Genomic DNA, 26,091 nt, shown 5'->3' with positions numbered 1-26,091 from the left:
CCACTGCGAGTCGTCGTTTTCCTCGAGCCCGCCCTGAGCACCGATTCCGGCGTTGTTGACCAGGACGGCGAGGCCGCCGAGCGCCTGGACTGCGTCCAGGACCGCCTGCCGGACGGTTCGGTCGTCCGCCAGGTCCGCTCGGACCATGTAGGCGTCAGGAACGTCCGTGTCGATCAGGTCGAGGGCAGCAACTCGGACGCCGTGGTCGAGGAACGTCTGCACCGTGGCGCGGCCGATCCCTGAGGCGCCGCCTGTCACCAGGGCGCGGAGCCCTTCGAGGCCGTGCACCTCAGGCCTGCACCATGCGTTGGGACTGCTGACCCAGGCCGTCGATCTCGACCCGGACCGTGTCGCCGGCGCGGAGGAAGGGCTGCTCCGGCCGACCGAGCGCCACTCCCGCCGGTGTCCCGGTGTTGATCACGTCTCCTGGATAGAGCGTCATGAATTGCGAGATGTACCAGATCAGGTGGTTGACGTCGAAAATCATGTCCGCCGTGTGACCGCGCTGCTGCAGTGCATCATTCACCCAGAGGCGCAGCTCCAGGTCCTGCACCGATCCCAGCTCGTCGGGGGTGACCAGCCACGGGCCGAGCGGATTGAACGTCGCGCAGTTCTTGCCCTTGTCCCACTGGCCTCCGCGCTCGAGTTGGAACTCCCGCTCAGACACGTCATGGCTGATCGCATATCCGGCGACGTGCGCCGCCGCGTCGTCCGGAGACGTGAGGTAGCGGGTGGTCGCACCGATGACCACCGCCAACTCGACCTCCCAGTCGGTCTTCGTCGAGTTGCGCGGGATCATGACCTCGTCGTTCGGGCCCACGACCGTGTCGCCGGCCTTCAGGAACAAGATCGGCTCGTCGGGTGGCGCAGCGCCCGTCTCGGCGGCGTGGTCGCGGTAGTTCAAGCCCACACAGACGATCTTGCCGACGTGAGCGACGGGCGGACCGAACCGCGCCAAGTCCTTCACTGCTCGCAGGTCCGTGACGTCGAGCTCCTGCAAGCCGCCGACCGATTCGGCAGTGAGGTCAGGCAGGACCGGACTGAGCTCACGCCACGACCCGTCCGCGCCCGCGATGACTGGACGCTCCCTACCGACCGGGCCGCATCGCGCCAACTTCAACGAATCTCTCCCAACCCCGAACATCGGATGTTTAGAGACAGCCTCTCAGGTCAGCGCGGGACGGTCAATTCACGAAGTGCCGATGCGATCACCCATCCGCCTCTTGGACTGCAGCATCAGCGCGTGCTAGACATCTGACCTCTAGAGCACTGGCGGAAGAGGGTTGATGAGCGAGCGGTTCACAAGGATCGAGTGCGTTGACGTCCGGTTCCCGACGTCGTCGACCGCGGACGGCTCGGACGCGATGAACGCCGACCCTGATTACTCGGCCGCGTACGCGGTCCTCCGCACCGATGCCGACGGTCCCGACGGGCACGGGTTCGTCTTCACGATCGGTCGTGGCAACGACGTCCAGCTGGCCGCGATCGGGGCGCTTGAGCACCACTTGGTCGGACGGCCAGTGGACGAGACGCTGGCCGACCTCGGCGCGACGTGGCGTCGCCTCGTCCATGACTCCCAGCTGCGGTGGCTCGGCCCGGAAAAGGGCGTCATGCACATGGCGATTGGTGCAGTCGTCAACGCTTTGTGGGACCTCCGCGCACGACGAGCCGGGCTGCCCCTGTGGCAACTGCTCGCCGGCTTGAGCCCTGCTGAGATCGTCGATCTCGTCGATTTCCGCTACCTGACCGACGCCCTGACGCCACAACAGGCGTTGGACATCCTTGAGGCTGCCCAACCAGGGCGGCCACACCGGGCGGCTGAACTCCTTGCAGGGGGGTATCCGGCCTACACCACGACACCGGGGTGGCTCGGCTACTCGGACGACAAGATGGTGCGCCTGGCTCGCCAAGCTGTCGCAGACGGGTACTCGCAGATCAAGCTGAAGGTCGGTGGCGACCTGGCCGAGGACGTGCGGCGGCTCGGTGTCGCGCGAGCCGCGGTCGGGCCTGATGTCCGGATCGCGATCGACGCCAACCAGCGATGGGACGTCGACGCAGCCATCGAGTGGCTTAGCGCGCTCGCTCCGTACGATCCATATTGGATCGAGGAACCAACCAGCCCCGACGACATTCTCGGGCACCGCGCGATCAGGCTGGCGGCTGGCACGCCGGTTGCCAGCGGTGAGCACGTGCACAACCGCGTCATGTTCAAGCAATTCCTGCAGGCCGCGGCGATCGACTTCGTCCAGATCGACGCCACCCGCGTCGCCGGCGTCAACGAGAACATCGCCATCCTCTTGCTCGCCGCCAAATTCGGCGTGCCGGTGTGCCCGCACGCCGGCGGCGTCGGGCTGTGCGAGGTCGTGCGACACCTGTCGATGTTCGACTACGTCGCGGTGAGCGGCACCATGACGGATCGGGTCATCGAGTACGTCGACCATCTCCACGAGCACTTCACCGACCCCGTCGAGATCACCCGCGGTCGGTACGCCGCACCGACGACGCCCGGTGCCTCAACCGAGTTACGGCGCGAGACACTCGACCGATTCCGCTTCCCGGACGGTCCGGAATGGGCCGCTGTCCGCCGGTGATTTCGACTGGACTCCCCCGACGAGGACAGCCGCGCAGTCGAGGACTCAGTCGGCGTCAGTCGAGCACAGCATTGCGGAGCCAGTCCTCAACACCGGCGATGTGCACCGTCATCCTCGCGCGCGCCAGCGTCGGCTGACGGTCGCGGATGGCGGCGGCGATGGCCTGATGCTCACGGATCGTGCGCTCCCGTGCGTTCTCCTCGGTGACACCACGCCAGACCCGCGCACGCACCGTACGTCCCGCGATACCGTCGATCATCGCGGCGAGAACCTGATTCCCGCTCGCCGCGGCAATGCGGTGATGGAACTCGACATCCGCGGCCACCAACGCGTCGATGGTGTCCGGGACGCTGTCGTCGCCAGCAAGTTCCACAAGGCGTTGCGCCTCCGCGGCGTCCATCGCTGTCGCCGCCATCTCGGCCGCGGCCGGCTCCAAGGCGCGCCGGACCTCGAACAGTTCCAGCACGCTGGCGTCCTGGTGGAAGTCCACGAGGAAGGCCATCGCTTCCATCAGGACGCTCGGGTGCAGGCTGGTGACGAAGGTGCCATCGCCGCGACGGACATCCAGAATGCGCACGAGTGAGAGGGCACTCACGGCCTCCCGCAGTGAACCGCGCGAGATCCCAAGCTGGTCGGCGAGATCCGCCTCCCTCGGGAGCCGGTCGCCAGGGCGGAGCCGGCCATCGAGGATCATCGCCTTGATCTTGACGATCGCCTCGTCCGTCAACGACATCGACAGCCTCCTTTCAAGACCCGGGGGCGGCGAGCAGCAGGTCGAGGGTGACGTGCTCGGACGCATCGACCTCGACGAGGATGTCACGCCCTCTCGTCGCCGGAACACCCGCTGCTTGGACACTCACTGGCAGAACTCTCGCGGCACGACCACTCGACGTCAGCACCTCGACGGGCCGAGGGCATCGCAGGCGGACTGTGCCCGGCGCGGACGCCGTCAGGGCGACGCTGACCCGGCGACTGGGCTGGTCCCAGGTCAGCGACACCGAGAGCCCACCAGGGCACCGCAAGCCCGTCACCCGGCCGCGCGTCCATCGCGCCGGGAGTGCCGGCAGAAGCCGCACCGATTCGCCGTCCCAGCCGAGCAGCATTTCCTGCACGGCCGAGGTCCAGCCGATGTTCGCGTCGATCTGGAACGGCGCCCAGTCGGGCTCGCCGAGCCCCACCATCCCGCGCCAGTCGTTGTGCATGGTCAAGAGGTTGGGGAGCATCGCGAGCCGGGTGACGATGTCGAGGCACTCGAGAGCTCGTTCGCCGTCGCCTAGCCGCGCGAAGACGTGGGCGAGGCTGACGAGCGACCAGCTCGTCTGCGCGGCAAGGCCGCGCTCCAGGCGGTGCCGCGCCGCGATCTCGAACGCCGCGGCGAGCTGCGATTCGGGCTGGACCTCGCGTCCTGGGAAGAGCCCGTACAGGTGGGAGTGGTGGCGGTGGACCTCGTTGTCCGCCGTGCCGACCGGTATCCACTCGGCGACAGCGCCCTCGTCGGTCAGGCGGTAGGCCGGCAGCGTGGCGCGAAGCGCGGACCACCGGTGCACCTCGTCGGCGTACATCCCCTGTTGCGTCGCGAGGTCGATCAGGTTGGTCAGCACCTCACGCGCCACCGCGACGTCGATGGTCGCGCTCACCGTGATCTGCTCCTGGCGGGGCCGGCCGTCATCGCCAAGGGGCGCGTTCTCCGGCGAGTTCGACGGCAGGAAGGCAGCGGTCCCCGCCTCGTCATGCACGACGAAGTCCTCATAGAACAGGCCGACCTCGCGGAGGAACGGCAGTGCCCGAGTGCGCAGGAACTCGACATCGCCGGTGTAGCGGTAGTAGTCCGCGTAGTGCTGGGCCAGCCAACCGGCCGCCGCCGTGAAGTGCACGATGTGCGGCTGGATGTCCTTCAGCAGCCCGGACTCCCCCGTCGTGTCGGCCGGCACGTAGATCCCGCGACAGCCGAACAGCTGCCGTGCATTCTCGCGGTAGTCGTCGAGTTTGGCGTCGTGGTAGTCAAAGAACGGCTGCATGAGTTCGGCCAGATCACCGGCGAGCGCATGCCAATGGATCATCTGCATGTTGATGTTGGCCATATGGAAGGCCCAGAACCCGTCGCCCTCCCCGCACCAGATGCCCATCAGCCCGCAGGGAGGGCCGCCGGGACGCGTGCTGGAGACGAACAGGTAGCGGCCGAACGCCCAGAGCTTTTCCACCAGTACAGCGGGTGCGGCGCCCCGGTAGGCCTCGTCGAGCAGCTCGTCGGTCGAGCGATCGTCGCGACCGTCATCAAGCTCGAGCTGGACCGGCCCGAACAGCCGCCGATGCTCGGCGACGTGTTCGTCGAGCATCGCGTCGTAGTCCAGGTCGATCGCGGCGAGTTCGCTGTGCAGCCGCGCGCTGGCAGTGGCAGGCGGTTCGTTGATGAAGACGCCGACCAACACGAGCAGGTGGTCCGGCGCGTCGGCGGTCAGCACGGAGGCGCTCTCGGGGGAGGACGTCGTGTGCCCGACGACCCGGATGACGGCGCCGAAGTCGGTGCCGTCGCTGGTCCGGGCGGTGTAGGTGAGATAGCCGCCGTTGGTTCGTGCCTCGGGCGTCGCGACGACGTGGCGGCGGTCGCCGTGCGATGGGCGCGCGTCGAAGCCGAGTGGCCCGAAGCCGATGGTGGCGCTGATCCCCATCGGCCCGTCCGCGCTGATCCGGGCGACGACCAGATCGCGTGCGCGCGAGACGAAGACTTCGCGCCGCAGTCGTGTTTCCCCGTCACGCCACCCCACCGTCGCGACGCCGGACGCCAGATCGAGCTCCCGCTCGTAGTCTCGGAATGCCCGCTCGCTCGGCATCCCGATCCGCAGTTCGCCGAGCTGCTCGGGGATCGCCGTGCGGGCGTCGTATCCGGCGCTGCGCAAGGCGTCGGTCAGCACCCGCTCCGCCGCGGCGAATTCGCCTGCGAGGAGCAGGCGCCGCTGCCGCTCGAGGTTTGCGCTCACATCGGGCAGCGCTGCGGTTCGCGCGCCTGTCCACAGACGGGCGTTCGTGAGGACGATCGACTCGTGCAGGACGCCGCCGAACACGGCGGCGCCCAGTTCCCCATTGCCGGTCAGCAATGCGTCGCGCCAGCGAGCACCGAACATGGACGCTGGTCGTCGCATCCGAAGGACCTGGCGCCTCGCGCGCGTGGTCATGGCGTGCTCACCCGACGGCGGCGGTTGGTGTCCGACCGGTGAAGTCGGAGACCCCGCGTGAGCTGTCGAACTGGCGGACGCGGACGCGGGGCTTGGCACGGAACTCGAAGCGGCGGAGCTTCCGGTCGCCGGTCAGTGCTTGCGTCAGGCCGACGCGGTCCACGTGGGCCTCGGCGCGAGCGCGGAGATCGTTCGTGACGTCGGGATGGGCGCTCGCGAGCTGACGGAGTTCGGCCGGATCTGCGCGGACATCGAACAGCTGCTCGCGTCCTCCATTGGCGATGAAGATGTACTTCCACCGGTCGTGCCGGACCATCGCTTTGAAATCGGCCGTCCCCGGCGCGCCGTAGACGCCGATCAACTCGGCACGAGGCGGCACGGTGCCGGCGTGTGTACCCAGCAGATCGACGCCTTCACGGAAGTCGGCGACGCCGGCGGCCGAGGTCGCGATGCCGAACAGGTCGGCCAGCGAGACCAATTCCTCCGAGCGGACGCCGCCGGGGAGACGGGCTGGCCAGCTGACCAGGAACGGCACCCGAGTGGCGGCTTCGAAGAAGCTCTCCTTCTGCCAGGCCCGGTGGTCGCCGAGGTGATCGCCGTGGTCGGCGAAGAAACAGATCACGGTGTTCTCGGCATCGCCGCGTCGTTCCACGACGTCCAGGATGCGACCCAGACAATCGTCGACATACGAGATCTCGCCGTAGTACCGAGCCTTGAGAACGCGCGCCAGCCCAACAGAAATGTCGTCGGCCCAGACGGCGTAGTTCATCCAGGGAATCTGCTCGTCGGCGTGGTCGACGGCAAGGTCCCCCACGACCGGGGCAGGCAGGTCGTCGGGATCGTAGAGACGGTTCCAGGGAACCGGTGGGGCGAACGGCGGGTGCGGCGCGACGAAGGAGACGAAGCCGAACCACGGCCGGGGGTCATCACTGCCAATCTGTTCGACGGCTCGGTCGGCGGCCCACGATTCGACAGTCAGCTCGGCCGGCAGCGGGCTGACCTGCGGCACGTAGTACATCTCCGTGCGCTCCCCCATGAGGGCTTCCACGTGCGCGAATGCCGCATGCTCGCGCTCGATCCATCCGGCGTAGGCGTCGCGGAAGCGCTGTTCGGCGCTCTCGTACAGTTCCTCGCTGTGCAGTTGAGTCTCGAACCCGACATCGGCGTCCCATGGCGTGGTGTGGAACTTGCCGATGCCGAAGGTGCGGTACCCGGCGGCGGTCATCACGCTTCCGAGATACGGCCCGCACACTCGTCGCATGACCTCGTGCATGTCCGGATAAAACCCGTTGTCGTAGAGCCCAGTACTGGGCGACTCGCAACCCGTCCGGATCGTGTACCGAGCCGGGGCGCACACCGGGCAGCACGAATAGGCGTTGGTGTAACTGATCCCGCGGGCGACCAGCCGATCCATGGCGGGCGTGCGGATGTGGGCGTTGCCCAAGGCGCCGATGGTGTCGAATCGCTGCTGGTCGGTCATGACGAACAGCACGTTGGGTTGCGCTTGGCTCGGGCTCACGGCGAGCCGACGACTCGGCGGAGGAAGGTGAGGTGGTTGCCTGCCTGATTCGGCACCACTTGATGGACGTTGAAGCCCCAGACGACCAAGTCCTTCTCGCCGCCGTAGTGGTTGTATGCCGCGTAGACGGTGGAAGGCGGACAGACGGTGTCCATCATCGCGACGGAGAACAGCGCAGGCGCCGTCGCGCGGGCCGCGAAGTTCATCCCGTCGAAGTAGGACAAGGCGCGGAACAGATCGTCGGTCATGTACGGCTTCACCGACAGCAGCGCCGTGATCTCGTGATACGGATCGGTGTCGCACAGCTCGGCCGCTCGCCGAAAGTGACACAGGAACGGCAAGTCGGAGATCAGTCCGGCGACGTCGCCGACCAGCGCCGCTGTCGCCAGCGCCAGACCGCCGCCTTGACTCGTCCCGCAGACGACGACCCTGGAGGCGTCGACGTCGGGGTAGGCTCTGGCGGTCTCGACCGCACGGACGCAGTCGGTCATCAGCCGTCGGTAGTAGTGATGACTCGGGTTGTCCGCGCCGTCAGTGAGAAATCCCGAAGCACGAGGGCCGGAAGCTGATGGGCGGGGGTCGCCGGTGTCGGAGTACGGCTGCCCACGTGAGTCGGTCACGAAGGTGGCGTACCCGGCGGCGCAGTACAACAGATGTTGATAGGGCAGACCACGGCCGCCGCCGTATCCCTGATACTCGACCACGCACGGCATCGGCCCCGGTACGTGCACCGGTATCAGCAGCCACGCTTTGATCCGCTCGCCGTTCCAACCGGAGAACGTCACGTCATAGGTCCGCACGCTGCTCAGGCCCGAGTCGACGAGCTCGAACGTTGGATCCAAGTCGTGCACGCGCGCACCGCGCAGCGTCTCGGACCAGAAGTGGTCGAAGTCCGGTTGTTCGGTTCGCTCCGGCCGGTACTCACGCAGCGCATCGAGCGGCAGATCGAACAAAGCCATCCCAGACCATCCTTCGAGGTGTCGAATCGAGCCTCTGCAAACCGGCCGATCAGCACCGAAGATGCAACACATCGCGACCGGCCCGCAACGAACAGACATCTGATGTCTGAGGCGAAGGTGACGTTAGCCAGGCCAAGCCGTCGGGTCAACACCATGACCAGCCGAGTTCAGACGCGTCGATTCTCTAGCCGCCGGCCTTCCGGCGTGGACGCACGATGCTCTTCGGGCACAGAAGAGCACTGGCCGTTTGGCGTCGAGCGTCATCCGATCCGACACACGCCATCGAACGGCGAAGACGTCAGACGAATGCGGGGAGTGACGCGGCACGAGAAAGCTGCCGACCGGCCAAGGCGCCAGTGTAGGCGCGCGCATGCGGTGGAACGAGGCCCGCGCGGGCACGGGATGCGGCGCGCTAACCCAAGTGGCTCTGGTCCGCAGTCTCGGTAAGTAAGCCTCGCTGTCGGAGCGCCTTCTTGTCTATCTTGCCGAGTGGTGTCTGCGGAAGGCGGTCGTAGAAGTCGATCCGTTGCGGGGTCCATACGCTGCCTTTGACCCGACGGACGTGGGTCAGCAATTCCTGTTGGTCCGCTGCTCGGGTCGGGTGAAGCACGACGGCTGCGATGACCGCTTCGCCCCAGCGTTCATGGGGTTCGCCGTACACGGCGCATTCTGCGACGCTCGGGTGGCCGGCCAGCACGGCTTCCACTTCGCGGGGGTAGACGTTGAAGCCGCCGGTGATGACCACGTCCTTGCTGCGGTCGACGATGGTGATCAGACCGCTCGGGTCAAGCGTGGCGATGTCGCCGGTGTGCAGCCAGCCACCGGCGAGCGCAGCGGCGGTCTGTTCGGGCTTGTTCCAGTAGCCGTCCATGACCAGGGGTCCGCGGACGCAGAGTTCTCCGGCTGCTTCCGGTGGCGTTGGGTCGCCGTTGCGGTCGAGCAATGTCAGCGTGATGCCCGGCATCGGGCGCCCGCAACTGGACAGGATCGACGGGTCGTCGGTCCGGTGCTCCTGCTCGTCGAGCACGGTCAGTGCATTCGGGGCTTCGGCTTGCCCATAGTGCTGGGACAGGATCGGCCCGAACCGAACTCTCGCTTCGATGATGCGGGCGGGCGTCGTGGGCGCGGCGCCGTACAGGATCCATTGCATGCTGGTCAGATTCGCCGTTGCGATGTTCGGGTGGTCGAGCAGGGCATAGAGCATGGTCGGCACGAGGAAGGTGGTGTTGACGCCGTCGTGCTCGATTGCGTGCAGTACCTCGGCGGGTTCGAAGCAGTCGTGGATGTGGAAGGCGGCGCCGCGCAGCAGGCCGGGGGCGACAAGTAGCCCCGCTGCGTGGGACATCGGTGTGGTGATGAGGAACTGGGTATCGGGCGGCCAGGCCCACGTGCTGCTGGCCCATGCGTTCGCGACGAGGGATCGATCGCGCAGGACGACGCCTTTTGGTTCGCCGGTGGTCCCTCCGGTGTAGAAGAGGTAGGTGGCATCAGCGGCCGCGGTGGTGGTCGGGGCCGCGTCGCGAGCGAGGTGGTCGAGTTCGGTCAAGGGCAGGATGCGGACGGTGTCTGCCGCGGCGCTGGCGCGTTGACCGAATCGGGCGTTGTCCAGGGTGTCGTCGACGATGAGGACCGCGCTGCCGCTGTCGCGAAGGACGTAGGCGTCGTCGTGCTCGGTGGCGAGCGGGTGCAGCGCCGAGTAGCGGATGCCGGCGTGACAGGCGGCCGCCATGATGATGAACGCTTCGGGACGCGGTCCGCTGAGCAGGGCGATGCCGTCGGAGGGCGCGACGTCCAAGCTTCGCAGGACGGTCGAGAGGCGGCGGATGTGCTCCGCGACTTCCGCGTAGGTCCAGGTCCTTAACTCACCATCGCCGCGGTACTGGAAGGCGACGCGCTGTGGTCGACGCTCGAGGGCAGCCAGGATGAGGTCGGCGTACCGCACTGGAGGGTGCATGGTGTGCGCGGGCACGCTCATCGGCGGAACCCTTTCTCGAGGACGGAAACCGCGGCGACGGCTTCCTCGATGCCGTAGAGGCCACCACCGTTCTCGGCCACCGCGAGGCGGGCACCGTGGACCTGCCGAATTCCGGCTTCGCCCCGGAGCTGGGTGACGAGCTCGAACAGCTGCGCGAGACCGGTGGCCGACACCGGGTGGCCGCGGGAGACGAGTCCACCGGACGGGTTGACCGGGAGCCGCCCACCGAGCGTGCTGGCGCCGGATTCGGCCCATGGGCCGCCGTCACCGATGGGGCAGAAGCCGAGGTTCTCCGTCTGCTGGATCTCCCCGAAGGCGGTCGCGTCGTGGACCTCGGCGACATCGACGTCGCGGGGCTCCACGCCGGCCTGGTCGTAGGCGGCGAGCGCGGCGCGGCGGCCGAGGTGCGCGTCGACGTCGCCGGGGTGCCGGTCGGAGCCGCTGACCAGCACGCTGGCGCGGACGGCGACGTGTCGGCCGGGTGACGGGAGTGCGGCGGCGAAGTCGGTGCTGCAGACCAGCACTGCGGCGGCGCCGTCGCTGACCGGTGCGCACATCGGCACGGTCAGCGGATCTGCCACGACGCCGGCTCGGAGCACCTCCTCGACGGTGAACGGGCGCCGGTACTGCGCGCGGGTGTTGTCGACCGAATGGAGGTGGTTCTTCGCGGCGACGGCAGCGAGTTGGCGCGTGGTCGTTCCGAATCGGTGCATGTGCGCGCGTGCGAGCGCTGCGTAGATCTCCATGAACACCGAGCGGCGGCGGTTCTCCCCCGCCGAGCCGTCCGCGTTCCCGTGCTCGCCACTGCCCGCGATCTGCTGCACCAGCTGGAGGGCGGTTGCGCGGTTGGCCCGGTCGAGCGCCCCGTCGAACACCGTGAGCGCGGCTGTGGCGTCGTGCTGGACGAGCTTGTCGACGCCGAGCGCGACTGCGGCCGGGGAGAGCCCGGAGCGGACGTGGGCCACGGCCAGCCAGAACGCGGTGGCGCCTCCGGCGCAGGCGTTCTCGACGTTGACCACCGGCATGCCGGCGACGCCGGCGGGGCGCAGCGCGACCTGTCCCGGGATCATGTGCTGCTGATCGATGGCCTTCTGGGAGACGTTGGCGTAGAACACCGCGCCGACGTCACGCAGGTCGGCACCTGCGTCGGCGAGCGTCTCGGCCAGGGCGTGCCGAGCCAGTTGGCCGGCGTCGCGGTCGAGATGGCGCCCGAACCGGGTGCACGACGCGCCGACGATGTGCACGGCGTCGGTCATGAGACCACCGTGTTGCGCAGGGTGCCGATGCCGGTGACGTCGAGTTCGATTGTGTCGCCGGGCTGGAGGTAGCGGCCGGTTTCCAGTCCGCAGCCGGTCGCGACGGTGCCGGAGCAGAGGATCTCGCCGGGGTGGACGGTGGTGGAGGTCGAGGTGAACGCGATCAGGTCGGCGAAGCGGTGATGCATGCTCGCCGTGTTGCCGCGGCTGACCTCCTCGCCGTTGATCCGCGCGACCATGTCGAGCCGGTAGGGGTCGCCCACCTCGTCGGCGGTCACGATCCAGGGCCCGAAGCTGTTGCTGCGGTCGAAGTCCTTGCCTTTGCTCATGCCGAGCCCGCTCGCGATCTCCTCGGCCTGGGTGTCCCGGGCAGAGAAGTCGTTGAAGATTGTGAAGCCGAAGATGTGGTCCTCGGCTGTCGAGGCGGGGATGTCACGCCCGCCGCGCGCGAGGATGCAGGCGAACTCGAGTTCGTAGTCGCGGACGCGGGAGTAGGTCGGCCAGGCGATGTCGTCACCGTCCCCAGCCAGGGTCAGGCGGTTGACCAGGTAGTACAGCGGTCGTTCCAGCATGATCGGCGGGAGGGTGACGGCGTCGGGCGGGACACCGTCGCGGCGGGCTCGGGCGTTGCGGAAGTGGTCGGGGAAGCAGCCGTAGTCGCGGATCTGGCGGGGCTCGGGCAGCGGCGGCAGCAGCCGCGCGTCTGCGCCGTCGAGGCGTGCTTCGCTCGGCGCGGCACGGAGCACGTCCTCGATCTGGGACCGCGCGGTGTCGCCGCCGTCGATAACGGACAGCATCGTTCGCAGGTGCGTGGGCTCCGTCCCGGTGAAAGTGCGCCAGGCGACGTCGAGCAGGAGGTAGGACTCCCCGTCGTCGAGGGCGACTGCCGGGTGGTGCGAGCCCGATGGGGTGCGCAGGGTTGCCAGTTTCACGGTCGGTCCTCTGCTCAGGTGAAGGCGACGACGCGGGCCGGCGCGGCGCTGGCCCGGGCGAGCTTGATCGGGAAGAATGCGACGCGGAACCCCGACGTCGGCAGCGCTGCGAGGTTGGTCAGCTGTTGCACGATGAACACCTCGCGTTCGCGCCCAGCGCGGTGTCCGTCCCAGAGGACGGCGTTGTCGCCGGTAGCGCGAAACGCTTCACCCATGACGCGGAACGGGAGGTCCCATCCGGCGGCATCGGTGCCGAGCACCTTGGCGCCGAGACCGGCGAGGTAGAGCGTGCCGGCACGCGACATGCCGGGGTAGTTGTAGAACTCGAGGTCGCTGACGTCGTAGCGCTCCTGCCCGGTCCGGAGCAGGACCGCGCATCCGTCAGAGGCCGGCGTCCCTGCGGCGGCATAGGCATCACGCAGCGCGTCCACGGCGATTGGTTCGCCTGGCGAGCACCGGCCACGAAGGTCGAGCACGATCGCTTCGCAGAAGAGCTCGTCGATGGCGATGTCGGTGATGGTGCGCGATGGTCTGCCCTCGCACGTCGACCCGTAGTGCAGCGGTGCGTCCACGTGGGTGCCTAGGTGGGAACTGAAGCCCGTGAGCATTTCTGCGCCCCACCCCTCGCCGTCGGGCAGATCCGCGACGTCGCAGGCCATGGCTCGGGCGAACTCCGCTCGGCCCTCTCCGGCCGGGTGCAGGTACTGCACCTCGGGGAACAGCACCCGCGCGAGCGGTGCGACCGCCGGCGGGAGCCGGTCGCGGTCGGTCGGGTCGATGGTGCGGGTCAGATCTACGAGCGTCATGAAGCCGTCCAGGATCGAGAACTTGGACGGTCAACATAGAACTGGACAGACGGTCAAGGCAAGTGCAGTGTCTTCCCCTGACCGCGAGCCTCACTGCGGCGTCGCGCGACCTCGTCGTTGCCGGCCGAGCGCTCGGGCATAGACGTGCTCGAGCACCTCGACCGCCGAACGACGATCGACCCGCTCAGGGTCGAGGCGATACTGGATGTTGATACCGAGCGTGCTCCCCAGCAACGCCACGGCCAGCGCGTCGACGTCGCCGACCTTGGGCGCGACCGTTGCGAGATAGCGCGCGTAGACCGCCCGAAGTTCGACGTAGTGAGCGGCGTACGTCGCACGGATCGGCGAGTCGCTCGTGAGCGCCTCCAACAAGATCGTCGAGAAGATGCGCGCTTTCGGTTGCCCCATGAGCGCGAAGTTGGCCTCGAGCAGGACGTCGACGGTGGGCTTCGGCGCCTCGGCGAGACGATCGGTGATGAAGCCGATCCCCCACCGGAACGCCTCGTCCACGACCGCAACGAGCAGGCCGTCCTTCGAGCCGAAGTGCCAGGCGACCGATCCGCGGCTGATCTGCGACCGCTCCGCGACCGCTTGCACCGACATCGCGGCCGAACCGCCCTCGGACGCCAGCTCGAACGCCGCGTCCACCAGGCGTCGGCGCGTCTCCTCGGAGATCTCCTGCTTGCGCGACGAAGCCACGTCTGCACACCGCCCTCTCGGTCTCACGCACTCGAGCCGGTCACCCGCCGGACCTCGTCAGTCTGGCGCATCCCCGGCCGGACGTCCGGGAAGCGGCCAAGGACATCGTTGACGAACGCGCTTGCCACTTCTATGTTGACCGTCCAATAACCGGACCGATAATCAAGGTGGCCGAGCCGATGCTCACATCGACACGTGGACGACGAAGTGGAGCGATCGCGCTCTGCGTGGTCGCCATCATCAGCACCGGGTGCTCCAGCAATTCCGCGCCCTCCGGCGATGCTGGCTCCTCTACGAGCAGCCGCACGTCCGCGACCAGCACCGATGCCGAGAGCACGCGCGTGGCTGCGGCAGTCGCCGCGTTGTATCGAGGCACGTCGACGACGCCTCCGACGAGCGGCCCCAAAGCCGTCACCGGCAAGAAGGTGTGGATCTTGTCGTGCGGTCAGATCGCCACCGGCTGTTCCATCGTCACCGCCGCAGCAGCAGCCGCCGCCCAGCAACTCGGCTGGTCGGCCACGGTGTACGACGGCAAGTTCAATCAATCGGGCGCTTACAGCGCAGGGGTTCGCGAGGCGATCGCAGCGAAGGCCGACGCCATCGTTGACGTCTCGATCGACTGTGCCGCCATCGCCGCGCCGCTCGCGCAGGCGAAGGCGGCGGGTATCAAGGTGATCGCCACGGGCGCCTACGACTGCAACGATCCCCGGACCGGCGGCCACGCGCAGTTCGACGGCGAGCCGTACCCGAACGACGCGCGCAAGACGATCGCCGCCTATGCCGCCGCCTGGGGCCGAGCCAAAGCCGACTGGGTCATTGACAAGACCAACGGCAAAGCTGTCGCCCTCTCGATTCACCAGACCGACGCCTTCTTCGGCGCCGACATCGCCAGCGCCTTCGACCGAGAGATGGCGACGTGCGCCGCGTGCAAGGTCATCAAGGTCGACACCTCCGGCACGGAACTACTGACCGGCGCCCTGCCGCCGAAGATCTCCCAGGCGCTGCTGCAACACCCCGACATCAACGCCATCCACACGATCTTCGACTCCGTGCCTCCCCTCGGCGTCGCCCAAGCCGTGGTCCGCAGCGGCCACAAGTCATCGATCGCGGTCATCGGCGGCGAAGGATTCCCCGCCAACCTGCAACTCATCCGCAGCGACGCCGGACAGAACGCAGCCGTCGCCACCGACCCCGAATGGCAGGGCTGGGCAGCCGCCGACGAACTGAACCGGATCTTCGCCGGCCAGGCGACGGTCGCTGAGGGCTACGGCTTCTTGCTGGTCGACGCGTCGCACAATCTCCCTGCGAGCGGCGCACTCGCCAGCAGGGTCGACTTCAAGGCCGCGTACGAGAAGGTCTGGGGCCGGTGACCGCACCCACCGCTCCGGCGACCGGCAGCGAAACACGGCTGGTTGTGGAGGGCGTCTCGCGGCGCTTCGGAGCCACCCAAGCCCTGTGCGACGTGACGCTTACAGTCAACCCCGGCCGGGTACACGCCCTGCTCGGCGGCAACGGGTCCGGGAAGTCGACGTTGATCAAGATTCTCGCCGGCACCGAGGTCGCCGACCAGGGACGTATCCGCGTTGGAACCGCCACCGTGTCGGCATCGGCGACCAGCCCGCCATGGAGCGCCGCCCACGGTCTCCGGTTCGTCCACCAAGATCTCGGCCTGTTCGCCGACCTGACCGTCGCGGAGAACCTGTTCGCCGGACGCGGCTACCCACGCCGCCGGACAGCGATCGACAGACACGCCGTTCGTCGGATCGCCCGCGCAGCCCTGCACCGCGTGCACCTCGACGTATCGCCGAGCAGCGTCGTCGGCGACCTCCGGCCCGCGGAACGCACCATGGTCGCCGTTGCGCGTGCGCTGCACGACCCCGCCCCGGCCTCGGCCCTCGCGTCCTCGGGCTGGGCGCGAGGCCGCATCCTCGTCCTGGACGAGCCGACCGCAGCACTGCCCCGCGCAGAGTCGGAGCGGCTGTTCGACTTGCTCGGTCGCCTCCGCGACACCGGAGACACCATCGTCATCGTCTCCCACCGGCTCGGAGAGATCGCCGCGATCGCCGAGGCAGCGACCGTGCTGCGCGACGGGCAGGTCATCGCAGACCTGCGCCGCGGCGAGATCACGAATGCCGTCTTGCACCGACTGCTCGCCCCGGCCGGCACCGCACCACGCGCACCGAAGCCCGCACGTCCCGCCGCACCACCCGACACCTCGCCCCGACTGTCGGTGTCCGACCTCCGCACCTCACGTCTAAACGTCGCTCACCTGCAGGTCGACCGCGGCGAGATCCTCGGTCTGCTCGGCCTGACCGGCTCCGGCACCCAGGAGTTCCTGGCGACGATCTTCGGAGTCATCCCTGGCCGAGGCCGGGCAGTCCGTATCGACGGCCAACTCCTCGCACCGCGACGAGTGATCGACGCCGTCCGACACGGCATCGGCTACGTCCCTCCCGAGCGTCATACCCGTGCCGCATTCCTCGACCACAATGTCGCTGACAACCTGCTGGTCGCGAGCCTGCGTCGCCATCGGACGGCCACCGGCCTGACACGTCGCGACCTGCACCGCCACGCGCAACGTGTCATCAGCACCTACGGCATCAAAGCACCGAGCGGTGCCACCGCCATGGCCGCGCTCTCCGGCGGGAACCAGCAGAAGGTGGTCGTCGCCCGCTGGCTGGAGCGGCAGGCACAGCTGCTGCTGCTCGACGAGCCGACGCAAGGCGTCGACGTCGCCGCCCGCGCCGACATCTGGCGGCTCATCCACCAGGCAGTCGACGACGGGATGTCCGTCGTCCTGACCAGCACCGACCTCGACGAGATTGCAGCCCACTGCGACCGCGTCCTGCTCATGCGCGACGGCGCGATCATCCGGCGCGTCGACGCCGCAACCTCCGACGACCTCGCCCACGCCCTCTTCACGAACTGACACGAGGATCACGACGATGCCTCATCACGGCTCCGAGCTCCGACAACCACACAGCGCCAGCCACAACTCGGCAATGCCACCGTCGCCGAACAACGCCAGCCCTTCGCCCCTGGCATGGACCCGCGCGATCCGCAGGCGACCGTCGCCGGACCAGCTCCTACTGCCACTTGCCCTCATCGCCGCAATCGGATTCTTCACCGCGCTGCCATCCAGCCGCGCAACCTTCGCCACGCGCGAGAACCTGCAAGCCGTCCTCGGCGACCAGGTCGTCACCATCCTGCTCGCGCTCGCCATCGCGGTCCCACTCGTCGCCGGCAACTTCGACTTCTCCGTCGGCAACACGACCGGCATGACCAGCGTGGCAGCCGCATCCGCGATGTCCCGATTCCACCTGCCGCTCTTCGCCGCAGTAACAGTCGCCCTGACCGTCGGGCTGGTCGTGGGCATTGGCAACGGGATCTTGGTGGGACGGCTCGGGCTGAATCCGTTCATCACCACGCTTGCGTCTGGCACCGCCATCGGAGGTCTGGTGCAGTGGTACTCAGGCGGGCTCCCCATCAACAGCAGCATCGCGCCGGCGCTGGTCACCTTTGGTTCCGACACGACGTTCGGCGTGCCCGATGTCGCCTGGCTGCTGCTGGTGCTCGCCGTCGTACTCGCGTACCTGCTGGAACGCACCGAGTCGGGCCGTTACCTACGGGCGATTGGCTCCAACCGAGTTGCCGCTGACCTCGTCGGCATCCGCACGAGCGCTCTCGTCATCGCGAGCTTCATCGTTGCCGCACTCCTGGCAAGCCTTGCCGGCGTCGTGCAGACTGCGCGGGTCGGCGGAGCCAACCCCGGTGACGGTCCCGGGTTCCTGTTCGCCGCAATCGCGGCCGCTCTGCTGGGCAGCACCGGTAACAAGCACGCACGCGTCACCGTCCTCGGCACCGTTCTGGCAGCGCTGTTCCTGGCCGCTTGTGTCAGCGGACTTACCTTGGCGGGCGTCGCACCCTGGGTCCAGCCCGTGTTCTACGGATGCGCACTGATCCTCGCGATGCTCCTCGCTCGCCACGCGCGACGTCGCGCAGTTAGCCGCTGAGGACCAGTTTCCTCTCCGTCGCCGTCCATCGGTGAAGACGTCGATCTGATAGTTGCTCACGCCGCGCGACCAGCATCAGGTGCTTCACGCGCGACGGCGCCGAGGTGACACAGCGCGCCAGCGGCCGCTCGACCTACCCTCATCTCAACTCGAGCCCCCTTCGATACCGCAGACCGCGTGCGCACAGATCATTTCAAGATCACTAACCCACACACCCGCTGCATTGCCGGTGATGCCGCTGTGAGGTCGAGTCCGCCGGGGTAGGTAGATCCGCCTCTGGCGGTGTGATGTCGCTGCACAAGCTGACCGCGGGTGACGGCTACACCTACTTGACGAGACAAGTGGCCGTCCACGACAGCACCGAGCGCGGCCTGACGGGGCTGTCGGACTACTACAGCGCTCGCGGCGAGTCTCCCGGTCGGTGGATCGGCGCAGGCCTGGCGAGCTTGGACGGCGTCGAGCTCGGTGACGTGGTGACGGCCGAGCAGATGAAGGCGCTGTTCGGGGAGGGCCGCCATCCCAACGCGGTCGAGATCGAGCGGGCAGTCGCCGCTGCCGGTCAGCACCCGAACAAGGCGGTGCTGGCCTCGAGGCTCGGCGTCCCGTACCGAGTCTTCGACCGGCAAAGCGCCTTCCGGATCGCCGTAGCCGAACAGTTCACGGCGCATAACCTCGAGCGAGGACAGCGCTGGAACACCCCGATCCCTCCCGAGGTGCGGGCCGGGATCCGCACGGCGGTCGCGACGAGTCTGTTCAGCGAACAGTTCGGACGGCCGCCGCTGGACTCCCGCGAACTGGCCGGGTTCGTCGCGCGCGAATCGCGGCAGGCCACGACGGCGGTCGCGGGCTTCGACCTGACCTTCAGCCCGGTCAAGAGCGTCTCTGCACTCTGGGCCGTCGCACCCCGCGCTGTGGCCGAGCAGATCGAAGCCGCACATCACGCGGCAGTCGCCGACACCATCCGGTACCTGGAGAGCTGCGCGGCGTTCACGCGGGAGGGCCGCGACGGCGCGCGGCAGGTCGATGTCACCGGCCTGGCCGCGACGGCCTTCACCCATCGCGACTCCCGCGCGGGTGACCCGGACCTGCACACGCATGTGGCGGTGTCGAACAAGGTCTGCACCACCACCGGGAAGTGGCTCGCCCTGGACGGCCGGGTGCTGTACCGGGCGAAGGTGCCGGCGTCGGAGCACTACAACACCCGCATTGAAACCGAACTCCGAGCGCGCCTCGGCATCCGGTTCGCGCCGCGCGGGGGCGTCGAACACGGGAAGCGGCCGGTGCGGGAGATCGTCGGCGTCGACCCGCGGCTGCTCGCCCGTTGGTCGACCCGCCGCTCCGCGATCGTTACGCGGCAGGCCGAACTCGCGACCCAGTTCCAGCGCGACCACGGCAGGCCGCCGACCGAGGTCGAGGCGATCGACTTGGCGCAGCAGGCCACGCTGTCGACCCGCGCACCGAAACACGAGCCACGCACGGTGACCGAGCAGCGGGCCGCCTGGACGACGGAGGCCGACGGCGTGCTCGGCCGCGGCGGCGTCGCCCGCATGCTCCGCACCGTCTTGGCCCGGACTGACACCACCGACGCGCCGCGTGCGACCGCGGAGTGGGTCCACGACGCGGCGGCACAAGCGGTGACCACGGTGGCCGCAACCCGAGCGACATGGACGGTGTGGCATCTCCGGGCCGAGGCGCAACGTCGAGTCCGCGCCGCCGGCATCCCACTGGGCGGCATCGACGAAGCCGTCGACGCGATCGTCACGGCCGCGCTCGATCCGGCGGTGTCGGTACCACTCGGCACCACCGACGCGCTCGAGGAACCGGCACTCTTACGTCGCCGCGACGGCACTTCCGTTTACACGGTCGCCGGCAGCCAGCTCTACACCAGTCGAGCCGTGCTCGCCGACGAGGCGCTTCTGCTCTCGGCAGCCCGTCGCAGCGACGGGGTCTGGCTCGACGACGGCCAAGTCGACCAGGCACTTTGCTACTTCACCGCGACCAGCGGCGTGCGGCTGAACGACGGACAGGCGCATCTGGTCCGGCGGCTCGCCACCTCCAGTGCCCGGCTGCAGGTCGCAATCGCGCCGGCCGGTGCGGGCAAAACGACCGCGCTGGCCGCGCTGGCCGACGTCTGGGCCCGCGACGGCGGCACCATCATCGGCCTGGCCCCCTCCGCGGCGGCAGCCGCCGCGCTGCGCAGGCAGATCGGGACCCGCACCGACACCCTCGCCAAGCTCCTCCACGACCTCGAGACAGCCGGCATCCGGCGGCGCTCCGGCGGGCTGCGGATCGACGCGCGGACGCTGGTGATCGTCGACGAGGCCGGGATGGCCGGCACCCACGACCTCGCCCGCCTCGTCGAGCACGCGCTCAACCGGGGCGCGTCGGTCCGGCTCGTCGGCGACGACCACCAACTCGCCGCAGTCGCCGCCGGCGGGGTGCTGCGCGACATCGCCGAACAATGCGGCACGGTCACCCTCACCGACCTGATGCGATTCGACGACCCCGCTGAAGGCGCCGCCACCCTCGCCCTGCGGGTCGGCGACCCCGCCGCCATCGGCTTCTACCTCGACCACGGCCGCGTCCACGTCGGCGACCTCACCACCGCCACCGACAGCGCCTACCAGGCCTGGCGCGCCGACCGAGCCGCCGGCCACGACGCCGTCATGCTCGCTCCGACGCGCGCCCTCGTCACGGAGCTCAACGTCCGCGCCCGTGCCGACCGGATCGCTACCTACCCGCACCCGGGGGTCGGTAGGGAGCCGGTCGGCGAGGTACCCCTGGCCGATGGCACCCGCGCGAGCGCCGGGGACGTGATCATCGCCAGGCGTAACGACCGGCGGCTGCCGATCACCACCGTCGACCGGGTGAAGAACGGCGACCGGTTCACCATCACGACAATCACCGCCGACGGTGCGCTCGAAGCTCGGCATCACGGCACGAACCGCTCGGTCACCCTCCCGGCCGCCTACGTGGCCGCCGATGTCGAGCTCGGCTACGCCACCACCGTTCACACCGCCCAAGGCGTCACCGCCGACACCTGCCACCTCGTCGCCACCGGCGCCGAGGACCGGCAGATGCTCTACGTCGCCCTCACCCGCGGCCGCACCGCGAACCACATCCATCTCGCCGTCACCGGCGACGGCGACCCGCACAACGTCATCAAGCCGGAGGCGCTGCTGCCGGCGACCTGCACCGACCTGCTGACCGGCATCCTCGCCCGCGACGGTGCTCAACGCTCCGCCACCAGCAGCATCGCCGACCTCGCAGGCCCCGCCGCGCGTCTCCACGCCGCCGCGACCCGGTACCACGACGCGCTCAGCGTCGCCGCCGAACACGTCCTCGGCAAGCAGCAACTGACCGCACTCGACCACACGGCCGACGCGCGCGTGCCCGGCCTCACCAACGCCCCCGCGTGGCCGACGCTGCGGGCACACCTCGCGCTGCTCGCCGCCGACCTCCACGACCCCGTCGCCATCCTGAGCACGGCGATCGAGGCACGCGAGCTGGGCACCGCGGCCGACCCGGCTGCGGTCTTGAACGCCCGCCTGCACAGCACCTATCCCCAGCGGGACGCCGGGCCGCTGCCTTGGCTGCCACCCACGCCCGCACTGCTGCGCGTGAATAATTACTGGTCGGCCTACCTCGCCGAACGCACCCGCCTCGTCCAGCGCTGCGCGGCCGAGACCGTCGCGCACGCCGCCGGCTTCACTCCCCGCACGGCGCCGCCCTGGGCGCAGCCGCTCCTCCCCCAGCCCCGCCTGCTGGCCGACGTCGCGGTCTGGCGTGCCGCCGAGAACATCCCCGACAGCGACCGCCGCCCCACCGGCGAACTCCAGGTCGCCACGACCGGCGCCCGCTACCAGCACGACCTCGCCGCCCGCGCCGACACCCTCACCAACGCCGGCAGCACCGGGCCATGGGTCACCGCGTGCGACCGGCTCGACCCGCGGATCCGCCACGACGACTACTGGCCCGTCCTCGCCGACCACCTCGCCCGCCTCCATCGCGCCGGCATCAACACCACCACGCTGATCCAACGGCTCGGCGACCAGCGGCCGTTGCCCGACGACATGCCTGCAGCCGCGCTGTGGTGGCGCATCTCGCGCCACGTCGCACCCGCCGCCCTCACCACCGACCCCAACGCAGACCAACCCCGCCCCGCCTGGGCAGGGCACCTCGCCGACGCCATCGGCCCCGACCAGGCCGACGCCGTCCAGCGCGACCCGGCCTGGCCAGCCCTCCTCGCCGCCGTCGACCGCGCCGTCGATGCCGGCTGGACCGCCGACAACGCCCTCCACACCGCCACCGAACTCGCGCACCTCCGCGACCACCACCTGCACCCAGCGACAGACACGCCCTCGAGCGATGTCGCCGCCGCGCTCACCTGGCGCATCACCCTGCTCCTCACCGCGCCGCACACCGCACGACCACTGGCGGTCAACATCGAGGGGCACCCGGCGGCGGTCGACCAACCGCCCTACGACCCGGACTATGACACCGCACCACCGGACCACGACCCGGACGATCCAGCCCACGTCAGCAGCGCCCCCGCCAGCGACTGGCCCGACACCACCACCGAGCGATCATCACACCTGCGCGCCGCACTCGCCGATGTGCTCGCACCTTCACCGCTAACCGCGCCCGACGACGAGCCCCTCTGGGCGGCCCTTGATGACGAGCACAAGTGGGCCACGGCGCCGGTCTCCCGCTCCCGTTTGCTCGAATTGAACCGGCTCGCCGCCGCCTACTTCGCCAGTCACTACCCCGACAGTTGGGCCAGCACCGTCATGCGCGACCGCCTCGGCACCGACCTCCACAACGACGCCCTCGTCAGTCCCGGCTACGCCCCGGCCGGGTTCACCAACCTCGTCGACCACCTCCGCGGCCTCGGCGCCACCGACACCGAACTGCTCGCGGCGGGCTTGGCCAAGCGCGCCAGCACCGGCCGCCTCATCGACGTCTTCCGCGACCGACTCGTCCTCCCCATCCATGGCCAAGACGACACCAACCCGGGCTACGGTGGCATTTACAGCGGCATCTACGGCTTCGTCGCCCGCCGCCACCCCGACCTCGCCGACGACGCTCCCTACGCCGGCCCGAAGTACCTCAACACCCGCGACACCGACCTGTTCACCAAGGGCGACCACCTCTTCGGGCTCGCCGGCAACAGCCAGACGCGCCGCCGCGGCGGCGTCCCCGTCGTCGTCGAAGGACCCTTCGACGCCCTCGCCGTCACCCTCGCCGGCGGCGGCCGCTTCATCGGCCTCGCCACCCTCGGCACCGCCCTCACCACCAGCCACGGCCGCCAACTCCGTGCCCTGCATGCCACCGAGATCGTCATCGCCGGAGACGCCGACGACGCTGGACGCCGAGCAACCCGCCGCGCCTACTGGAAACTCACCGACGCCGGCATCAACCCACACCACGCACAGCTCCCCAACGGACACGACCCCGCCCAACTCCTCCACGACCACGGACCCGCCGCACTCCAGGGGGCCCTGACCGCGGCACGACCGCTCGCCTACGACCTGATCGATGACGCAGCCAGTCGGCGCGGACCCGACATCGCGGACAGTGTCGTGGCCCCGAAGGCCGCGGACTACGACGCCATCGCTCGCGTCATCCTCGCCGGACCACCCTCCTGCTGGACCGCGACCGCCCGCTACGCCGACCAACACGTCCCCGAACCCGCCCGCCTGCACCAAGCAGTCATCGCCCGACTCGAACACCCCGACGACCTCGACGGCAACAACACCTACTTGGATCGCGACGTCAACGCCCCACCCAAGCGTCCGAAGACCCGCAGCTCCGAGCAGCCACCACCTACTCGCCGCAACCCGCACACCCGAACCCGGAGCAACCCAGACCGCAGGGAGCGGTACCCCAAGGAGAGGGCAACCCCGATAGTCACCACCGGCCGACGCCGACGGACCCAGCCCGGCCGGGCACCAACGTACCCCCCACCACCGCGGTGAAATCACGACCGCAACCCTCAGCCGTGTCCCGATCGCCGAATCTCGAACCCTCAGGGCGCCGCAACCTCGGCACGTCTCCGCCGTTATGCGCGGCCTCCTGCTATGGCGGGGCAATGCCGATCCTTTAACGTCTAGGCAGCGAGAACGACCGTGGCGCAAGGGACTCCGTCGCGCAGGCCTGGGTCGTCACGGCCGCCATCCGTCGGTGGTCTGCGCTGCGGCGACCCGTTGGAACAGCTCGTTCAGGTCGCTCGGTTGAGCTGGATAGGTGCTGGCTCCTCGGCGCACGTAGAACTGCGGCTTGTCGCGGTGGTCGAGGTCTGTGATGACGCCGTACGGCGGGACGCCGCCAGGCGCGACGTTGACGAAGAAGACGGTGTTGCCGCCAATCACGTGCGACGTGATCAGGAAGTCGGGTGTCGGGAGGATACGTGTTCGGATGAGTTGGCCAACACGGTCGCGCTCCTTATTGAGTTCGACGCCATCCGGGAGCCCGAGAACGGTGAGCTCGTCGCGGTCGACGCCGAACACTACGGTGCCTCCGGCGCCGTTCGCGAACGCTGCGATCGTGTTGAACGCTCGGTCGGTCTTGCGCGCGCCTATCGCCGGCAGGCTGGCTTTGAACTCTACGAACGGCCCTTCGCCGCCGTACACGACCGCTTCGACTGCCGCCTGCTCCTCGCGGCTCGTTTCCTCCCTTTCGACGCCGGCACTGCGCAGCTGCTCCTCTGAAGCCCAGGGCGACGTCAGGGCCCGATAGTCACGCCAGCTCGTGCCGGCGGTAAGCCACAGCCAGGTATTGGACGCCGCGAGGCCGTCGGGCAGATCGAAGGTGATCACACCGGGTGCGTCGACACCAACGCGTTCGCGACGAACTGGGCTGAAGTACTCCAGCGACGTGCCCGCGAAGTCGGTGCCTTGTACATCGACAGTCATCCGGGTTGCCGTGATGTGGATCTGTCCTAGCCAACTGCGATCATCGACAACTCGGAGATGCATGACCTCGCTCGGAACGGAGGCGTTGGCCGGTAGATCGTAGACGCCGAGAAAGAAGGCTCGGAATGCCGAATCGAGGTCGGTGAACGAAGGACTATCGGGGCCGACCAGGAAATCTAGCCGCCCGGCGGTGCTCACACCCGCGGCCGCGCCGCCTTCGCGACTTATCACGTACTCATAGGACGGCGTTGGACTGCGCTCGCGGTCATGGAGCTCGAAGCTTGCCCGGCGGCGCACCTGTACTCGTGACTGAACTCTGGGTACATCGACGTCGAATTCACCGAGCTTGATGTGCGTGTCGTTCTCCGCGTCGAACCACTCGGCAATCGATGTGGCGGCCACCGTCATCGCGAGGAATGCGACCGATTCGTAGCGCCACGACGCGGCGGGCCAAGTCGCCGGCTGCGACCCGACGATAAGGTTCCCGTAACGAAGCTGCCAACGCGAGGTGTCGCGTTCCAGCATCACGCGTAGCCAGCCCTCGCGCTCAGGTAGTTGGTGCGCGAGGTTTGACGTGAGCACCTCGGTCACGCCGCGACCAGACTTGAGAGGTTGTCAGCGGTCCTAGTCACTTCTGGCTCCATCATTGCGTAGTTGTGTGTCAATGGCATTGGCGATGGCTGTAAACCGCTCGGCAGCGTCAACGAGCTGATCTCGTACCCGATCCAGCGGCGCGTCGGGTACCTCGTGGGACTCTCGCCGTCCTCGCTTAGCAAGCTGATCAAGTCGTCCCAGTATCACTTGTTCGTCGTCATCGACGAGATCTCGGCCGATCCGTACCCATGCTGCCTCGCGCTCCTGACAGAGCGAAGCTGCTTCGCTCACCAGCGCGACGACTAGATCGCGGGTGGTGGATTCAACATCGATCGCCAGCTGAAGGAGAACGGTCGATTCGGTGTCGTCGGCGCTCGGGCGAGAGTGGGCGTCGAACAGCCGGTAGAACCGCCATGGCTTCTTTGGTTCGCCGAGTCGATCGAGAGCTAGGAAGACCTGTTGATACGACTCCAGCGGCCTCTGACGCATGGGCAGCGCAGCGCGCCGGCCCCACAGCGCGAGAATCGACTCGGCCGCTGCCTGCTCGGCTGCCGCCCGCTCTTCGCTGGTCGCTGACTCGGCGGCGAGGATCTTCTCAGCGACGAAGTGGGCCATCCACCTGCCGAGGAAGTCAGATCGATCGAGCGCTTCTGCCAGCGC

General features: G+C 68.6%; 18 protein-coding genes. 5 read left to right on the top strand and 13 right to left on the bottom strand.

Translation table 11 applies throughout. The annotated features are described in order from the left end of the window. A partial coding sequence (locus ACTHMS_RS05860; RefSeq protein ID WP_440305739.1) for an SDR family NAD(P)-dependent oxidoreductase occupies positions 1–288 on the bottom strand: 288 nt, incomplete at its 3' end. A 1-nt stretch (position 289) separates the two neighbouring features. Continuing rightward, positions 290–1,120, bottom strand: a complete 831-nt coding sequence (locus ACTHMS_RS05855) for a fumarylacetoacetate hydrolase family protein (protein WP_440305738.1) — start codon at positions 1,118–1,120, stop codon at positions 290–292. Positions 1,121–1,286: 166 nt separating this feature from the next. Here ACTHMS_RS05855 and ACTHMS_RS05850 point away from each other — a divergent pair, with 166 nt between their 5' ends. Continuing rightward, positions 1,287–2,591: an enolase C-terminal domain-like protein gene (locus ACTHMS_RS05850; RefSeq protein WP_440305737.1), complete on the top strand. Its 1,305-nt coding sequence runs from the start codon at positions 1,287–1,289 to the stop codon at positions 2,589–2,591. Between the two features lie 55 nt (positions 2,592–2,646). Here the strand turns inward: ACTHMS_RS05850 and ACTHMS_RS05845 are convergent, their stop codons facing one another. The 9 genes from ACTHMS_RS05845 to ACTHMS_RS05805 all read right to left on the bottom strand — a co-directional run bounded on the left by ACTHMS_RS05845 (position 2,647) and on the right by ACTHMS_RS05805 (position 13,910). Continuing rightward, entirely contained in the window at positions 2,647–3,324 is a 678-nt protein-coding gene (locus ACTHMS_RS05845; RefSeq protein WP_440305736.1) for a FadR/GntR family transcriptional regulator, read from the bottom strand. A gap of 13 nt (positions 3,325–3,337) precedes the next feature. Continuing rightward, positions 3,338–5,731 (bottom strand): glycosyl hydrolase family 95 catalytic domain-containing protein, encoded by a 2,394-nt coding sequence (locus tag ACTHMS_RS05840; RefSeq protein ID WP_440305740.1) that lies wholly within the window; start codon positions 5,729–5,731, stop codon positions 3,338–3,340. A gap of 40 nt (positions 5,732–5,771) precedes the next feature. After that, positions 5,772–7,256, bottom strand: a complete 1,485-nt coding sequence (locus ACTHMS_RS05835) for a sulfatase family protein (RefSeq protein WP_440305735.1) — start codon at positions 7,254–7,256, stop codon at positions 5,772–5,774. 23 nt (positions 7,257–7,279) lie between these two features. Then, positions 7,280–8,242 (bottom strand): acetylxylan esterase, encoded by a 963-nt coding sequence (locus ACTHMS_RS05830; RefSeq protein WP_440305734.1) that lies wholly within the window; start codon positions 8,240–8,242, stop codon positions 7,280–7,282. Positions 8,243–8,654: 412 nt separating this feature from the next. Continuing rightward, on the bottom strand, positions 8,655–10,217 hold the full coding sequence (locus ACTHMS_RS05825) for an AMP-binding protein (protein ID WP_440305733.1): 1,563 nt from the start codon (positions 10,215–10,217) through the stop codon (positions 8,655–8,657). Beyond that, positions 10,214–11,473 (bottom strand): thiolase family protein, encoded by a 1,260-nt coding sequence (locus ACTHMS_RS05820; RefSeq protein WP_440305732.1) that lies wholly within the window; start codon positions 11,471–11,473, stop codon positions 10,214–10,216. Before ACTHMS_RS05820 ends, ACTHMS_RS05825 begins: the two co-directional genes overlap by 4 nt. Next, on the bottom strand, positions 11,470–12,405 hold the full coding sequence (locus ACTHMS_RS05815) for a fumarylacetoacetate hydrolase family protein (protein ID WP_440305731.1): 936 nt from the start codon (positions 12,403–12,405) through the stop codon (positions 11,470–11,472). Before ACTHMS_RS05815 ends, ACTHMS_RS05820 begins: the two co-directional genes overlap by 4 nt. A gap of 14 nt (positions 12,406–12,419) precedes the next feature. Next, complete coding sequence (locus ACTHMS_RS05810) at positions 12,420–13,130, bottom strand: cyclase family protein (RefSeq protein ID WP_440305730.1); 711 nt, start codon at positions 13,128–13,130, stop codon at positions 12,420–12,422. Between the two features lie 171 nt (positions 13,131–13,301). After that, positions 13,302–13,910 carry a TetR/AcrR family transcriptional regulator gene (locus ACTHMS_RS05805; RefSeq protein ID WP_440305729.1) on the bottom strand — a complete coding sequence of 203 codons (609 nt, stop codon included), beginning with the start codon at positions 13,908–13,910 and terminating at the stop codon, positions 13,302–13,304. 227 nt (positions 13,911–14,137) lie between these two features. Here ACTHMS_RS05805 and ACTHMS_RS05800 point away from each other — a divergent pair, with 227 nt between their 5' ends. From ACTHMS_RS05800 to mobF, 4 genes are all read left to right on the top strand, one after another. Then, positions 14,138–15,280, top strand: coding sequence for a sugar ABC transporter substrate-binding protein (locus ACTHMS_RS05800; RefSeq protein ID WP_440305728.1), 1,143 nt, complete (start codon positions 14,138–14,140; stop codon positions 15,278–15,280). Positions 15,281–15,372: 92 nt separating this feature from the next. Beyond that, entirely contained in the window at positions 15,373–16,839 is a 1,467-nt protein-coding gene (locus ACTHMS_RS05795) for a sugar ABC transporter ATP-binding protein (RefSeq protein WP_440305727.1), read from the top strand. A 73-nt stretch (positions 16,840–16,912) separates the two neighbouring features. Then, on the top strand, positions 16,913–17,923 hold the full coding sequence (locus ACTHMS_RS05790; RefSeq protein ID WP_440305726.1) for an ABC transporter permease: 1,011 nt from the start codon (positions 16,913–16,915) through the stop codon (positions 17,921–17,923). A 287-nt stretch (positions 17,924–18,210) separates the two neighbouring features. Beyond that, positions 18,211–23,901: a MobF family relaxase gene (gene mobF / locus ACTHMS_RS05785; RefSeq protein WP_440305725.1), complete on the top strand. Its 5,691-nt coding sequence runs from the start codon at positions 18,211–18,213 to the stop codon at positions 23,899–23,901. Between the two features lie 186 nt (positions 23,902–24,087). Here the strand turns inward: mobF and ACTHMS_RS05780 are convergent, their stop codons facing one another. Then, entirely contained in the window at positions 24,088–25,428 is a 1,341-nt protein-coding gene (locus ACTHMS_RS05780; RefSeq protein WP_440305724.1) for an AlbA family DNA-binding domain-containing protein, read from the bottom strand. A gap of 33 nt (positions 25,429–25,461) precedes the next feature. Next, on the bottom strand, positions 25,462–26,046 hold the full coding sequence (locus ACTHMS_RS05775; protein ID WP_440305723.1) for a hypothetical protein: 585 nt from the start codon (positions 26,044–26,046) through the stop codon (positions 25,462–25,464). Positions 26,047–26,091: the final 45 nt, after the last annotated feature.

It is taken from the genome of Jatrophihabitans sp. (genome assembly GCF_051960575.1).
Lineage (GTDB): Bacteria > Actinomycetota > Actinomycetes > Mycobacteriales > Jatrophihabitantaceae > JBQCEE01.
Note: the sequence above shows the minus strand (reverse complement) of the source record. Positions and strands in the feature narration are given on the sequence as shown.